This is a genomic window from Streptomyces sp. NPDC005017 (assembly GCF_042873115.1).
GTDB lineage: Bacteria > Actinomycetota > Actinomycetes > Streptomycetales > Streptomycetaceae > Streptomyces.
On sequence record NZ_JBIALD010000027.1, the window covers coordinates 39,169 to 53,431 of the forward strand.

10 protein-coding genes and 1 riboswitch are annotated in these 14,263 nt (G+C 73.4%); of the genes, 1 reads left to right on the forward strand and 9 read right to left on the reverse strand.

The features are described from left to right. Nucleotides 1–3: 3 nt before the first annotated feature. From cobI to ACFYR0_RS31075, 9 genes are all read right to left on the reverse strand, one after another. Nucleotides 4–750 (reverse strand): precorrin-2 C(20)-methyltransferase, encoded by a 747-nt coding sequence (cobI, locus tag ACFYR0_RS31035; RefSeq protein WP_389335428.1) that lies wholly within the window; start codon nucleotides 748–750, stop codon nucleotides 4–6. Then, on the reverse strand, nucleotides 747–2,216 hold the full coding sequence (locus ACFYR0_RS31040) for a cobyrinate a,c-diamide synthase (protein WP_389335431.1): 1,470 nt from the start codon (nucleotides 2,214–2,216) through the stop codon (nucleotides 747–749). Before ACFYR0_RS31040 ends, cobI begins: the two co-directional genes overlap by 4 nt. After that, entirely contained in the window at nucleotides 2,213–2,812 is a 600-nt protein-coding gene (cobO, locus tag ACFYR0_RS31045) for a cob(I)yrinic acid a,c-diamide adenosyltransferase (protein ID WP_389335434.1), read from the reverse strand. The genes ACFYR0_RS31040 and cobO overlap by 4 nt, the downstream gene beginning before the upstream one ends. Beyond that, entirely contained in the window at nucleotides 2,812–4,800 is a 1,989-nt protein-coding gene (locus tag ACFYR0_RS31050; RefSeq protein ID WP_389335437.1) for a putative cobaltochelatase, read from the reverse strand. The genes cobO and ACFYR0_RS31050 overlap by 1 nt, the downstream gene beginning before the upstream one ends. Then, complete coding sequence (gene cobN, locus ACFYR0_RS31055; RefSeq protein WP_389335440.1) at nucleotides 4,797–8,447, reverse strand: cobaltochelatase subunit CobN; 3,651 nt, start codon at nucleotides 8,445–8,447, stop codon at nucleotides 4,797–4,799. Before cobN ends, ACFYR0_RS31050 begins: the two co-directional genes overlap by 4 nt. After that, entirely contained in the window at nucleotides 8,444–9,976 is a 1,533-nt protein-coding gene (locus ACFYR0_RS31060; protein WP_389335443.1) for a cobyric acid synthase, read from the reverse strand. The genes cobN and ACFYR0_RS31060 overlap by 4 nt, the downstream gene beginning before the upstream one ends. Next, complete coding sequence (locus ACFYR0_RS31065) at nucleotides 9,973–10,917, reverse strand: cobalamin biosynthesis protein (protein WP_389335446.1); 945 nt, start codon at nucleotides 10,915–10,917, stop codon at nucleotides 9,973–9,975. Before ACFYR0_RS31065 ends, ACFYR0_RS31060 begins: the two co-directional genes overlap by 4 nt. Before the next feature lie 100 nt (nucleotides 10,918–11,017). Continuing rightward, nucleotides 11,018–11,160: riboswitch (cobalamin riboswitch) on the reverse strand. Between the two features lie 332 nt (nucleotides 11,161–11,492). Beyond that, a complete protein-coding gene (locus ACFYR0_RS31070) occupies nucleotides 11,493–11,714 on the reverse strand; it encodes a hypothetical protein (protein ID WP_386379440.1) in 222 nt (73 codons plus the stop codon). A 34-nt stretch (nucleotides 11,715–11,748) separates the two neighbouring features. Then, nucleotides 11,749–12,981 (reverse strand): anion permease, encoded by a 1,233-nt coding sequence (locus ACFYR0_RS31075; protein ID WP_389335449.1) that lies wholly within the window; start codon nucleotides 12,979–12,981, stop codon nucleotides 11,749–11,751. Between the two features lie 266 nt (nucleotides 12,982–13,247). Between ACFYR0_RS31075 and ACFYR0_RS31080 the strand changes: the two genes are divergently transcribed. After that, the gene (locus tag ACFYR0_RS31080; protein WP_389335452.1) at nucleotides 13,248–13,982 is read left to right on the forward strand and encodes a class II aldolase/adducin family protein; all 735 of its coding nucleotides are present in this window, start codon (nucleotides 13,248–13,250) and stop codon (nucleotides 13,980–13,982) included. Nucleotides 13,983–14,263: the final 281 nt, after the last annotated feature.

Below are 14,263 nucleotides of genomic sequence, written 5' to 3' on the forward strand. Positions count from 1 at the left end.
GTCTCACAGCTTGCCGCCCCGTCCGCCGTCCCGCCGCGGGGGCGCGATCAGCGTCGACAGATAGGGCAGCGGCTCGTCACCGAGCCCCGCCGCCGGACGGACGGTCTCCTCCGGCAGCCCCAGCGAAGCGCCCCACACGGCGTCCTCCAGCCGGCCGCTCTCCCGCAGCGCCTCGGCGACCTCGGCGGCCTGCCGCCCGAACTTGTACGCGACGACCGTGCCCGGCCCGGCCAGCGCCTCCTTCAGCACCCGCGACCCCGCGGTCACCGGCACCAGCGTCAGCGGCTCGGTGCCCTCGGTCAGCACGGCGCCGGAACGGGACGCGAGGTCCTGCATGGCGGTGATCCCGGGCACCGTCTCCACCACGACCCCGGGCACCAGCTCCCCGATGGTCTGCGCGAGATAGGTGAACGTCGAGTACACGTTCGGATCGCCGATGGTGGCGAAGGCGACCGTCCCGTGCTCCCGCAGCAACGCGGCCACCCTGCCGCCCGCCGTGTCCCAGGCGGCCTCCCGGCGCGCCCGGTCGCTGCGCTCGTTCAGCGCGAAGACGACCCGCACGACGTTGTCCGCGGACACGTAGTGCAGCACGGTGGCCTCGGCCCGGCCGGGCTCGCCGCCGTCCTTGCCGTCGGGCGCGGCCATCACCGGCACGACGACCACATCGGCGGCCCGCAGCGCGTTGACCCCCTTGACCGTCACCAGCTCCGGGTCGCCCGGGCCCACCCCGACTCCGATCAGCCTGCTCATGACGTCCGGCACCTCTCGACGAACCGACGGGCGACACCGGGCTCGGCGGCCCAGTGCGTGTGCAGATAACTCGCGTGCACACCTTGTTGCACGAAACCCTCGACGCGCCGCTCAGGGGCGCGCACCCCCCAGGCGGGAGCCGCCCCGGCGCCCGGCTCGACGACCGTGCGATGGAACTCGTGCCCCCGCATCCGCGTCCCGGCACCCGCCAGCACACTGTCCGACACGGCCACGGCGTCCCGGTAGCCCAGAGTGAGCCGTTCGCTCATCCGCGCCGTGGCGTCGAGCACCCCGCACATGGGCCGCCCGTCCAGCTCCCGGCACAGATACAGCAGCCCTGCACACTCCGCCGCCACGGGTGCCCCGCCGAGAGCGAACTCGGCGACGGCCTTCCGCAACGGCTCGTTGGCCGACAGCTCGGCCGCGTACACCTCCGGAAACCCGCCCCCGATCACCAGCCCCCGAGTCCCCTCCGGAAGCCCCTCGTCCCGCAACGGATCGAACACGACGACCTCGGCCCCGGCGGCGGCGAGGAGCTCGCTGTGCTCGGCGTAGGAAAACGTGAACGCGGCCCCACCAGCGACGGCGACTCTCACTTTCCCGAGCCCGTCCGCGCCACCTTTCAGCCCGTCCGGCGCTTGAGGACGAGGCCCTCCAGGCCGAAGCGGGGGTCCGGGGGCGGCAGCCCCCGGGGTCGGGACGGGAAGGGGCGGCGGGGGCGAGGAAACCACAGCCCCGGCCACATCGAACGCCGCACCCGACAACGCCCCGGCACCGCGCGCCAGCGCGAGAAGCCCCTCCAGGTCGCACGAGTCAGCGACCTGAGACCCCATCGCCGCCACCGCCTCCACCGCGGCAGCCCCCCGCTCGGCAACCGGCACCAGCCCCAGATGCCGCGACGGCGTATCCACCTGGGGCACCCGCCGCAGCACCCCGAACACCGGCACCCCGACCGACTCCAACGCCTCCCGCAGCAACACCTCGTGCCGCTCGGAGCCGACCTTGTTCAGGATCACCCCCGCGACCCGCACCTCCGGATCCCAGGTCGTGAACCCGTGCACCAGGGCCGCCACCGACCGCGACTGCGACGACGCGTCCACGACCAGCACCACCGGCGCCCGCAGCAGCTTCGCGACCTGCGCGGTGGAGGCGAGCTCCCCCTCCCCGGCGGCCCCGTCGAACAGCCCCATCACACCCTCGACGACGGCGATGTCACACCCCCGCGACCCGTGCAGGAACAACGGGGCGATCAGCCCGGTCCCGCACAGGTACGCGTCGAGATTCCGCCCCACACGCCCGGTCGCGAGCGCGTGGTACCCGGGGTCGATGTAGTCCGGCCCGACCTTGTGCGGGGACACGGCGAGCCCCCGCGCGGCGAACGCGGCCATCAGCCCCGTGGCGACGGTGGTCTTGCCGCTGCCCGAGGAGGGCGCGGCAATGACCAGCCGAGGGACGGAAGAGGTCACCACTCGATGCCCTTCTGGCCCTTCTGCCCGACGTCCATCGGGTGCTTGACCTTGGACATGTCGGTGACGAGATCCGCGAACTCCACCAGCTTCTCCGGCGCGTTCCGCCCCGTGATCACCACATGCTGGGTGCCGGGCCGCTCGCGCAGCACGGAGACCACCTCGTCGGTGTCGACCCACCCCCAGTGCATCGGGTACGCGAACTCGTCCAGCACGTACAGCCGGTACGTCTCGGCGGCCAGGTCCCGCTTGACCTGCTCCCAGCCCTCCCGGGCCTTCTCCTCGTTGTCCATCTGCGCGTCGCGCTGGACCCAGGACCAGCCCTCGCCCATCTTGTGCCAGTCGACGGAGCCGCCCTCGCCGGAGGCGCCGAGGACCCGCAGCGCGTTCTCCTCGCCGACCTTCCACTTCGCCGACTTGACGAACTGGAACACCCCGATCGGCCACCCCTGGTTCCAGGCCCGCAGCGCGAGCCCGAAAGCGGCGGTCGACTTCCCCTTCCCGACCCCGGTGTGCACGACGACCAGCGGCCGGTTGCGCCGCTGCCGGGTCGTCAGACCGTCGTCCGGCACCACACTCGGCTGTCCCTGAGGCATTACGCGGCCCTCCTCTGTACGTCCTTCACCAGTCCGGCGATGCTGTCCGCCCGCAGCTCGTCCAGCGTCACCGCGGTCCCGCCCAGCTCACCCGCGAGCTTCCCGGCGAGCCCGAGGCGCACCGGCCCGGACTCGCAGTCCACGACCACCGAGGCCACCTCGCCGGCCGCGAACAGCCCGGCCGCCCTCGACGCCAGCAGCAGCGGCTCCGGCCCGCCCGTGGCCCGGCCGTCGGTCACCACGACCACCAGCGCCCGCCGCGCCGCGTCCCGCAGCCGCTCCACCCGCAGCACCTCGTGCGCCTTCAGCAGCCCGGCCGCCAGCGGCGTACGCCCACCGGTCGGCAGCGACTCCAGCCGCGCGGCCGCCGCGTCCACGGACGAGGTCGGCGGCAGCGCCACCTCGGCGGCCGCACCCCGGAAGGTCACCAGCCCCACCTTGTCCCGCCGCTGATACGCGTCGAGCAGCAGCGACAGCACGGCACCCTTGACCGCACCCATCCGCTGCCGCGCAGCCATCGACCCGGAGGCGTCGACCACGAACAGGACGAGGTTGCCCTCGCGCCCCTCCCGCACGGCCTGCCGCAGATCGTCCCGCCGCACCACCAGCCCCGGCCCCGACCGCCCGCGCGCCCGCTGATGCGGGGCCGCCGCCTGCACGGTCGCCGCCAGATGCAGCTTCGTCAGCGTCCCGCGCGGCCGCCGCGCCCCGGTCGTGCGCCCGTGCTCGGTCCGCGCCCGCGAGCGCCGCCCGGCGGCACCCTGGCCGATCCCGGGCACGCTCAGCACCTTCGTCCGGAACGGCTCGGCGGCCCGTACGGGCGACTGCTCGCCGGCCCCCGAGGCCTGCGGCTCACCGTCCTCCCCGGCCTCGGGCCGCGCGGCGGTGTCCCCGCCCTGCGGCCCGGACTCCGGGGACGGCTGTCCGCCACCCCCGCCACCGGGGCCGTCCGGGTCCGGATCGTCCTCGGGCGACTCACCCGAGAACTCCTCCAGCGTCTCGTCGAGCTTGTCCTCGTCGAGACCGGGCGCGTCGAAGGGCGCCCTGCGGCGACGATGAGGCAGCGCGAGCAGTGCCGCTTGCCGCACGTCCTCGGCGAGTACGTCGGTGCGCCCGGCCCAGGCGGCCAGCGCGGTCGCCGTGCGGGCCATCACGATGTCGGCCCGCATGCCGTCCACCTCGAACGCCGCGCAGGTCGCCGCGATCTGCCGCAGCGCCGCGTCGCCCAGCCGCACCTGCGGCAGCAACTCCCGTGCCGCGACGATCCGCTGCCGTACGGCGGCCTCCTCGCCGGCCCAGCGCGCCGTGAAACCGGCCGGGTCGTCGTCGTACGCCAGCCGCCGCCGGACGACCTCCACCCGCTGCTCGGGCTCGCGCGAGGCGGCGACCTCGACGGTGAGCCCGAAGCGGTCGAGCAGCTGCGGCCGCAGCTCGCCCTCCTCGGGATTCATGGTGCCGACCAGCAGGAACCGGGCCGCGTGCCGTACGGAGACACCCTCGCGCTCGACGTACGAGGCGCCCATCGCGGCCGCGTCCAGCAGCAGATCGACCAGGTGGTCGTGCAGCAGGTTGACCTCGTCGACGTAGAGGATGCCGCGGTGGGCGTCGGCCAACAGGCCCGGCTCGAAAGCCTTCACGCCCTCGGCGAGCGCCCGCTCGATGTCGAGCGCGCCGACCAGCCGGTCCTCGGAGGCGCCGACGGGCAGTTCGACCATGCGCGCGGGCCGCCCGGTGCCGTTGCCCGCCTCGTGCGGCCCGTCCGGGCAGCCGGGGTCGGGCTTCGCCGGATCGCACGAGAAGCGGCACCCGGCGACGACCGGCACCTCGGGCAGCAGCGCCGAAAGCGCCCGCACGGCCGTGCTCTTGGCCGTACCCTTCTCGCCGCGCACCAGCACCCCGCCGACCGCGGGCGACACGGCGTTCAGCAGCAGCGCGAGGCGCAGATCGTCCTGGCCGACGACGGCCGTGAACGGAAAGGGAGTGGTCACTGGTCGCCCTCCAGGTCGCCTTCCAGCTCCAGGTACGTGGCCCGCAGCCGCTCCAGGGTGTCCGCTTCCGGCTCCGCCCACAGACCGCGCTCGGCGGCCTCCAGGAGCCGTTCGGTGATGCCGCGCAGGGCCCACGGGTTGGACTGCTTCATGAAGTCCCGGTTCTCCGGGTCGAAGACGTACTCGGCGGAGAGCTTCTCGTACATCCAGTCGTCGACCACGCCCGCTGTCGCGTCGTACCCGAAGAGGTAGTCGACCGTCGCGGCCATCTCGAAGGCGCCCTTGTAGCCGTGGCGGCGCATGGCCGCCATCCAGCGCGGGTTGACCACCCGGGCCCGGAAGACGCGGTGTGTCTCCTCGCCCAGCGTGCGGGTCTTCACCTGGTCCGGGGTGGCGGAGTCACCGACGTACGCCTCGGGGTTCGCCCCCGTCAGATGCCGCACCATCGCGACCATGCCGCCGTGGTACTGGAAGTAATCGTCCGCGTCGTGAATATCGTGCTCGCGCGTGTCGACGTTCTTCGCCGCCACCGCGATCCGGCGGAACGCCGTCTCCATGTCGCCGCGTGCCGCCCGCCCGTTCAGCCCGCGGCCGTAGGCGTAGCCGCCCCACACCGCGTACACCTCGGCGAGGTCCGCGTCGGAGCGCCAGTTGCGGGCGTCGATCAGCGGCAGCAGACCCGCGCCGTAGGCGCCCGGCTTGGAGCCGAAGATCCGGGCGGTGGCGCGGCGGTGGTCGCCGTGCTCGGCCGTGTCCTCGTCGGCGTGGGCCTTCACGAAGTTCGCGTCGGCCGGTTCGTCCAGCTCGGCCACCGCCCGTACCGCGTCGTCGAGCAGCCCGACCACGTGCGGGAACGCGTCCCGGAAGAAGCCGGAGATACGGACGGTGACGTCGATGCGGGGCCGGCCCAGCTCGGCGAGCGGGACGATCTCGAAGCCCGTGACCCGCCTCGACGCGTCGTCCCAGACCGGGCGGCAGCCCAGCAGCGCCAGGATCTCGGCGATGTCGTCGCCCTGGGTGCGCATCGCGGAGGTGCCCCAGACCGTCAGGCCGACGGACTTCGGGTACTCCCCGTTGTCGGCCAGGTACCGCTGCACCAGAGAGTCCGCCAGCGACTGCCCGACCTCCCAGCTCAGCCGTGAGGGGATCGCCTTGGGGTCGACGGAGTAGAAGTTGCGGCCGGTCGGCAGGACGTTGACCAGACCGCGCGTGGGGGAGCCGGACGGGCCCGCCGGGACGTAACCGCCGTCCAGGGCCTTCAGGATGTGGCCGATCTCGTCCGTCGTGCGGGCGAGGCGCGGCACGACCTCGGTGCTCGCGAACTCCAGCACCGCGACGGCGTCGGGGAGTCCGGTGCCGAGGACCTCGCGCACCAGCTCCGGGCCGGCCTCGACCGCCCAGTCCCGTGCCTCCATGCCCTCGGCGATCCGCCGGCACAGCTGCTCCAGCAGGTCGATCGCGTCGGACGCGGTCCGCGCGGGGCCCTGGACCAGGTCCGTCAGCTCCACCGGCACCTTCACCGGGGCGCCCGGCTCGGCCAGCAGATCCTTCTCGACCAGCCCGAAGTGGGCGGCCAGCGAGGCCCGCAGACCCGGCAGCGCGTTCGCCCTGCCGCCCCACACCTGCGAGGCGCGCAGCACGGCGAGCACGAGGTTCACCCGTGCCTCGCCGACCGGACCGCCGCCCAGGATGTGCAGACCGTCACGGATCTGGACGTCCTTGATCTCGCAGAGGTAGCCGTCGATGTGCATGACGAACTCGTCGAAGTCGTCCTCGTCCGGCTGCTCGTCGACGTGCAGGTCGTGGTGCAGCTCGGCGGCCTTCACCAGCGTCCAGATCTGCGCCCGCACGGCCGGGGCCTTCGTCGGGTCGAGATCGCTGACCAGGGCGTACTCGTCGAGGAGCTGCTCCAGCTTGGCGAGGTCGCCGTAGGTGTCGGCGCGTGCCATCGGCGGCACGAGGTGGTCGACGACGGTGGCGTGCCCGCGCCGCTTGGCCTGGGTGCCCTCGCCGGGGTCGTTGACGATGAAGGGGTAGATCAGCGGCAGGTCGCCGAGCACGGCGTCCGGGGCGCAGCCGCCGCTCAGACCGAGGCCCTTGCCGGGCAGCCACTCCATCGTGCCGTGCTTGCCCATGTGCACGATCGCGTCCGCGCCGAAGCTGTTGTCCAGCCAGCGGTAGGCCGCCATGTAGTGGTGGGAGGGCGGCATGTCGGGGTCGTGGTAGATCGCGATCGGGTTCTCGCCGAAGCCGCGCGGCGGCTGGATCATCACGACGACGTTCCCGAACCGCAGGGAGGCGAGGACGATGTCGTCGCCGTCGACGTACAACGAGCCCGGCGGCTCGCCCCACGCCTCCAGCATGGCGTCCCGCAGCGACGGGTCCAGCTTCTCGAACCAGGCCCGGTAGTCCGCCAGAGGCACCCGCGCGGGCGCGGTGGCGAGCTGTTCCTCGGTGAGCCATTCGACGTCGTGGCCACCGGCGTCGATGAGCCGGTGGATCAGTTCGTCGCCCTGGTCGGGGTGTCCCTCGACGACGTATCCGGCGTCGCGCAGCGCGTCCAGCACCCGTACCGCCGACGCGGGCGTGTCCAGACCGACGGCGTTGCCGACGCGCGAGTGCTTCGTCGGGTACGCGGTGAAGACCAGCGCGAGGCGTTTCTCGGCGTTCGGCTTGTGCTTCAACTCCGCGTGTCGTACGGCGATCCCGGCCACCCGTGCGGCCCGCTCGGGGTCGGCGACGTACACCGGGACCTCGTCGGGGCCCTGTTCCTTGAAGGAGAACGGGACGGTGATCAGCCGCCCGTCGAACTCCGGGATGGCCACCTGCATCGCCGCGTCCATCGGGGACAGCGCGGCGTCCGACTCGTCCCACGCGGCGTGCGAGGAGGTCAGACAGAGCCCTTGCAGCACGGGCACGTCGAGGTCGGCGAGGGCGCCGATGTCCCAGGCCTCCTCGTCGCCGCCTGCGGAGGCCTGCGAGGCGTGCGTGCCGCCCGCGGCGAGGACGGTGGCGACGAGGGCGTCGGCCCGCGCGAGGATCTCGTACAGCTCCGGGTCCGCCCCGCGCAGCGAACCGCAGTACACGGGAAGGGCGTTGGCGCCCCGCGCCTCGATCGCGTCGCACAGGGTGTCCACGAAGGCGGTGTTGCCGCTCAGTTCGTGGGCGCGGTAGAAGAGCACGCCGACCGTCGGGCGGCCCTCGGTGCGGGCACGCTCGCCGTGGACGCCGTACTCGGGCATCTTCCGCGGCGCGGCGAACCCTTCACCGGTCAGCAGCACGGTGTCGGAGAGGAAGCGGGCCAGCTCGGTCAGGTTCCCGGGGCCGCCCTCGACGAGGTACTTGAGGGCCTCGGCGACCACACCGGCCGGGACGCTCGACTCGGCCATCAGCTCCGCGTCCGGCACGGTCTCGCCGCCGAGGAGCACGGTGGGGATGCCGGAGGCCTTCAGCGCGGCGAGCCCGTCCTCCCAGGCCCGCTTGCCGCCGAGCAGCCGTACGACGGCGATCCGCGCGCCCTCGATCAGGCCGGGCAGCTCCTCGGAGACGTCGACGCGGGTCGGGTTGCCGATCCGGTAGGGCGCGCCCGAGGCGCGGGCCGCCAGCAGATCCGTGTCGGCGGTCGACAACAACAACACTGTGCTCATGCGGGCGCTCCCGGTGGGATGAAAGGCAGTCCTTGCGGCGCGCCGGACTCGATGAGCCGCCACAGCGCGTCCGTGTCCGCGTGCTGTTCGATGAGGTCGCCGAGCCGGTCGAGCTGCTCCTCGCGCAGCGCGGCGAAGGATGTGTCGGGTGCGGGGACGAAGCGGCGGCCCGCGGCGGCGGCGACCTCGCGCAGGAAGGCGCGCCGGAAGCCGTCCGACTCCAGGGAGCCGTGCCAGTGCGTGCCCCAGACCGGGCCCACCCGGCAGCCGTCGAGGCTGTGTCCTTCGTCATCGGAGATGAACGTTGCGCCGCCGTGGACCTCGGCCACCCCGTGATGGATCTCGTAGCCCTCGACCGGCTCGCCGAGGGCTTCCCCCACCGGCCGGGTGAGGGTCTTCTCGCGGGCGAACCGCACCCGCACGGGCAGGACGCCGAGGCCCTCGACGTGCCCCTCGCGGCTCTCGACGTCGTCCTCGATGTGCTCGCCGAGGATCTGGAAGCCGCCGCAGACGCCGAGGACGGGCCGGCCCTCCGAGGCCCTTCTCACCAGGGCGTCCGCGAGCCCCCGTTCGCGCAGCCAGCGCAGTGCCTTGACCGTGCCCCGGGTGCCGGGGACGACGACCAGGTCGGCGTCGGCCAGTTCCTCGGGCCGGTCCACGAACCGCACCACGACGCCGGGTTCGGCGGCGAGCGCGTCCACGTCCGTGAAGTTGGACATCAGCGGGATCGCGCACACGGCGACCCGCAGCACGTCCTCGCCGACGGGCGCGGCCACCCGCGACTCCCGGACGGCACCGCGCAGGGAGACCCGCAGGCCGTCCTCCTCGTCGATGCCGAGCCCGTGCCGGAACGGCAGTACGCCGTACGTCCGCCGCCCGGTGAGGCCGTGCAGCATGTCGAGGCCGGGCTCCAGCAGGGAGACGTCCCCGCGGAACTTGTTGACGAGGAACCCGGCGACCAGTGCCTGGTCCTCGGGCGAGAGCAGCGCCACCGTCCCGAAGAAGGAGGCGAAGACGCCGCCGCGGTCGATGTCGCCGACGACGAGGACGGGGAGGCGCGCGTTGCGTGCGATCCCCATGTTCACGATGTCGGTCCGGCGCAGGTTGATCTCGGCCGGACTGCCCGCCCCCTCACAGATCACCGCGTCATACGTGCCCCGCAACTCGGCCAGACAGTCCAGGACCGTGCCGAGCAACTGCTCCTGCCGGCCGCCGTGGTAGCCGCGGGCGCTGAGTTCGCCGACCGGCTTGCCCATCAGCACGACCTGGCTGCTGCGGTCGCCGCCGGGCTTGAGCAGCACCGGGTTCATCTGCACGGTCGGCTCGACCCGGCAGGCCTGCGCCTGCATGGCCTGCGCCCGGCCGATCTCGGCGCCCTCGCGTGTCACGAACGAGTTGAGGGACATGTTCTGCGCCTTGAACGGCGCCACCTTCACGCCCTGGCGCACCAGCCACCGGCAGATACCGGCGGTGACGACGCTCTTGCCCGCGTCGGAGGTGGTGCCCGCGACGAGGAGACCCCCGCTCATCTCTTCCGCCCCTTCACAACCAGGCGCGCGGCGACTCCCACGCCGAGCGCGAGCCAGCCGACCCGGCGGGAGAGCCGTACCGCCCGGTCGATGTCGGTCGCGGCGACGTCCCGTCCCGTCGCCCCGTTGAGCACGGGCCGGTGCTCGACCCGGCCGCCGTAGGACAGGGTTCCGCCGAGCCGTACGCCGAGGGCGCCCGCGAAGGACGCCTCCACGGGACCGGCGTTGGGGCTCGGGTGCTTCGCCGCGTCGGCCCGCCAGGCGCGTACGGCACCGCGCGGGTCGGGTCCCGCGGCGGCGGCGAGTACGGCGGTGAGCCGTGCGCCGGGCCAGCCCGCGAGGTCGTCCAGCCGGGCGGAGGCCCAGCCGTAGCGCAGATGGCGCGCCGACCGGTGGCCGACCATCGCGTCGAGGGTGTTGACCGCGCGGAAGCCGAGCAGTCCCGGTACTCCGCCGAGGGTGCCCCACACCAGCGCGCCCACGACCGCGTCGGAGGTGTTCTCGGCGACCGACTCCACGACCGCGCGGGCGATCTGGTCGGCGTCCAGTGCCTGCGGGTCGCGGCCGCACAGATGGGGCAGCCGGGCGCGCGCGGCCGCCAGGTCGCCCTGTTCCAGGGACCGGCCGACGGCCCGTGCCTCCCGGGCGAGCGAGGTGCCGCCGACGACGGCCCAGGTGGCGGCTGCGGTCAGCGCGAAGGAGGCGGTGGGGGAGGGGCGTGCGGCACGGGTGGCGGCGGCGCCCAGGGCGACCGTGCCGCCGACGCACACGGCGGTGTGCAGGGCACCCCAGCCGCGGTGGTCGCGCCACAGCAGCCGTTCCACGGCACCGGCGGCACGGCCGAACGCGGCGACCGGGTGCCCGCGGCGGGGGTCGCCGAGCAGGAGGTCACCGAGGAGGCCGGCGGCGGCGCCGTACGCGTGAACGCGATCGGCACGCATCGGGCTCAGCCGGCCGCGGGGGCGGGCGGGGCAGGGGTGATGGACCGCGAACGGCAGCCGCGCATGGCGATATGTCCTCACTCAGGGTGTCCACGCCCTGGTTCGACGAGACCGGCGGTGAGAGTTCCTGGCTCCCGGGGATGACTACCCCGGTGACAGTGGCGGGACCGCGCCGGATTCGCACCGGCTTCCTCTTCTGCCGCCGTACATGGCTCGGGCAGTCCACCACGGCCCTCGAACACCCGTCAACTCACCGTTGACCTGCGCGGCTGGAGTGTGCCGAGGCCCACACCGCCGCCGTGGCGTGGCGCGCCCGGGGACCGGCTCGCGCGGAAATGCCCGCTGTCCGGGCGGCCTTCCGCGACCGGCCTTTGTGACGTTCCGTCACGACCTCCCGTGGTGTGCCGGGAGGCGACCCGGCTGTCGTGCGGTGGCCGGTCGTACGGCGGCCGGTCGTACGGGGTGAGCCGCGGGCCGGTGGCGGGCTTCGAGGGGCGGCGCATGCGTGAGGGGGCTGTCACGGACTTCTCGTCCGTGACAGCCCCCTCACGAGGCCCGGCGTCAGGTTCCGGGCGTCAGGCCATGATCAGGTAGATGCCGTAGCCGACGGCCGCCGCGCAGGCGGCGAAGCAGGCGTAGGCACCGGTCACGGCCAGCGCGGCGGTGCCGCCCTGCTCCTGCGCCCGTTCCTGGCGGGAGAGGCCGACGACACCGAGGGTGAACAGGCCCACGAGGGCCACGGTGACCACGAGGCTGACGCCGAACACGGAGCCGAGGGCCGCCCAGTCGATCTTCATGCTGCTGATTCCTTCGTACCGGGGTGGTCGGGGCTCAGGCCGTGGCCTGCGAGGCGGCCGGTTCGGCGGCACCCGCCGGGGCGGGGACGGCGACCGGCGCGGTGGCGGTGCCCGCCGGCGGCGGGGTGACCATGGCGATCGCGGTGGTGACCACGCCGGCCGGCTCCTCGGTGTCGTTCACGTTGGTGTGGTCGACGACCTCGCGGCGGGACACCTTCCAGATGGCGGCGCTGGAGCCGACCAGGAAGAGGGCCACGACCGCGGTGCCCCAGGAGCCGAAGCCGGTGACCCACTCGGCGAGCGCGGCGACCAGGGCGGCGGCCGGCAGGGTCAGGCCCCAGGCGACGAACATGCGGGTCGCGGTGGACCAGCGGACCACACCGCCCTTGCGGCCGAGGCCGGCGCCCATCACGGAACCGGAGACCGAGTGCGTGGTGGAGAGCGAGAAGCCCAGGTGGGAGGAGGCCAGGATGACCGTCGCGGCGCTGGTCTGGGCGGCGAAGCCCTGCTGCGGCTGGAGGTCGGTCAGGCCCTTGCCCATGGTGCGGATGATGCGCCAGCCGCCGAGGTAGGTGCCGAGGGCGATGGCCACACCCGCCGAGAGGATGACCCACATGGGCGGGTCGGAGTCGGGGGCGAGGGAGCCGCCGGCGACCAGGGCGAGGGTGATGATGCCCATCGTCTTCTGCGCGTCGTTGGTGCCGTGGGCCAGCGAGACCAGGCCGGCGGAGGCGATCTGCCCCGCGCGGTAGCCCTTCGCCGAGGCCTTGCCGTCGGCCTTCCTGCCCATCACGTAGGTGAGCCGCGTGGCGAACATCGCCGCCAGGCCCGCGACCAGCGGGGCCGCGATCGCCGGGATGAGCACCTTGGTGACCAGCACGTCACCGTGCACGGCACCCATGCCCGCCGAGGCGATGGTCGCACCGACCAGGCCGCCCATCAGGGCGTGCGACGAGGACGACGGCAGGCCGACGAGCCAGGTCAGCAGGTTCCAGAGGATCGCGCCGACCAGGGCGGCGAAGATGACCTCGGGACGGATGCCTGATTCGTCGACCAGACCCTTGGAGATCGTGTTGGCGACCTCCACGGAGAGAAAAGCACCCACAAGGTTGAGGACGGCGGACATGGCCACCGCGACCTTGGGCTTGAGCGCACCGGTCGAGATGGTGGTGGCCATCGCGTTGGCGGTGTCATGAAAACCGTTCGTGAAATCGAACGCAAGTGCGGTTACCACCACAATCGCGAGGATCAGTGAGAGGTTTTCCATTTACCCAGGCAATCGTTCGAAGGTCATTGGCCAGTCGAACGTACGTAACCCAGGTGAACGGCAGGTGAACTGGACAGGGCATTGGGGTGTCCGCAGGTGAGAGCGAGGATTCCTGTATCGGGCGGTGCCGGGCGGCGCCCCCGGGAACTCCGGCCTCGGGCGCCCCGCGCGGCCCGTCGCGGGCGGCTCCCGGACCCCTCGAAGAGATCCTGGTCACCCGCCGCGGGACACCCCCGTCGGCCGGGTCCGCCTGGCAGGATCACGGCATGGCTGAGCAGCGTCGGGACCAGCGGGACACACAGGGCTCCGGGGGAGCGGAACCGGCCGGGGCGGGGCCCCGCGGGAGGCCGGTGCTCCCCGAGGAGGCCGAGGCCTGGACCGGCCTCGTGACGACGGCCCGCCGCACCGTCACCGACGGCCTCGTCGTCGGCACCTCCGGCAACGTCTCCGTGCGCGTCGGCGCCACCGTGCTGGTCACGCCGTCGGGCGTGCCGTACGACCGGCTCACCCCGGACGACGTGACGGGGGTGGACCTGGAGGGCGGGCAGGTGCTGGGGGAACTGGTCCCCACCAGCGAGCTGCCGATGCACCTCGCGGTCTACCGCACCACGGACGCCCGCGCGGTCGTCCACACCCACGCCGTGCACGCCACGGCCGTCTCCACCCTCGTCCCCGAGCTGCCCCTGATCCACTACATGTCCGCCGCCCTCGGCGGTCCCGTCCGGGTCGCCCCGTACGCGGCCTACGGCACCGCCGAACTGGCCGAGAACATGCTCCACGCCCTCTCCGGCCGTACGGCCTGCCTTCTGGGCAACCACGGCACGATGGCCTACGGCGCCACCCTCGACCAGGCCTACGACCGCACCGCCCAGCTCGAATGGATGTGCCGCCTCTGGCTCACCGCCTCCTCGGTCCCGGGCCTGACCCCGGCCCTGCTCACGGAGGAACAGGTGGCCGAGGTGGGGGAGCGGCTGAAGGGCTACGGCCAGCGGGAGCCGTGAGACGGGGTTCGTATACGGAAACGGGGTCCCCGGGACCGCCGCCGGCACCGGGCCGTGAACGCCCCGGCCGGTTGCACGGCGAACCCTCCCCGCCTCCGCGCGCCCCTCGAACGCCTCCCTCACCCCGGCCGCCCGGCCCCCGCGCGCCCCTCGAACGCCCCCGTTCCCTGGCCGCCCGGCCTCGGCGCCGTGGTCTCTCCGCCTTCGCGCGCCCCTCGAACGCTCCCGTTCACCGGCCGCCCGGCTTCCACGCCGTGGTCTCTCCGCCTTCGCGCGCCCCT

What these genes read in the sequence shown, in the direction of transcription:
- cobI (WP_389335428.1), bottom strand. Translation starts at nt 750, where the DNA reads ATGAGCAGGCTGATCGGAGTCGGGGTGGGCCCGGGCGACCCGGAGCTG.
- ACFYR0_RS31075 (WP_389335449.1), bottom strand. Translation starts at nt 12,981, where the DNA reads ATGGAAAACCTCTCACTGATCCTCGCGATTGTGGTGGTAACCGCACTT.
- ACFYR0_RS31065 (WP_389335446.1), bottom strand. Translation starts at nt 10,917, where the DNA reads ATGCGTGCCGATCGCGTTCACGCGTACGGCGCCGCCGCCGGCCTCCTC.
- ACFYR0_RS31060 (WP_389335443.1), bottom strand. Translation starts at nt 9,976, where the DNA reads ATGAGCGGGGGTCTCCTCGTCGCGGGCACCACCTCCGACGCGGGCAAG.
- ACFYR0_RS31070 (WP_386379440.1), bottom strand. Translation starts at nt 11,714, where the DNA reads ATGAAGATCGACTGGGCGGCCCTCGGCTCCGTGTTCGGCGTCAGCCTC.
- ACFYR0_RS31080 (WP_389335452.1), top strand. Translation starts at nt 13,248, where the DNA reads ATGGCTGAGCAGCGTCGGGACCAGCGGGACACACAGGGCTCCGGGGGA.
- cobO (WP_389335434.1), bottom strand. Translation starts at nt 2,812, where the DNA reads ATGCCTCAGGGACAGCCGAGTGTGGTGCCGGACGACGGTCTGACGACC.
- cobN (WP_389335440.1), bottom strand. Translation starts at nt 8,447, where the DNA reads ATGAGCACAGTGTTGTTGTTGTCGACCGCCGACACGGATCTGCTGGCG.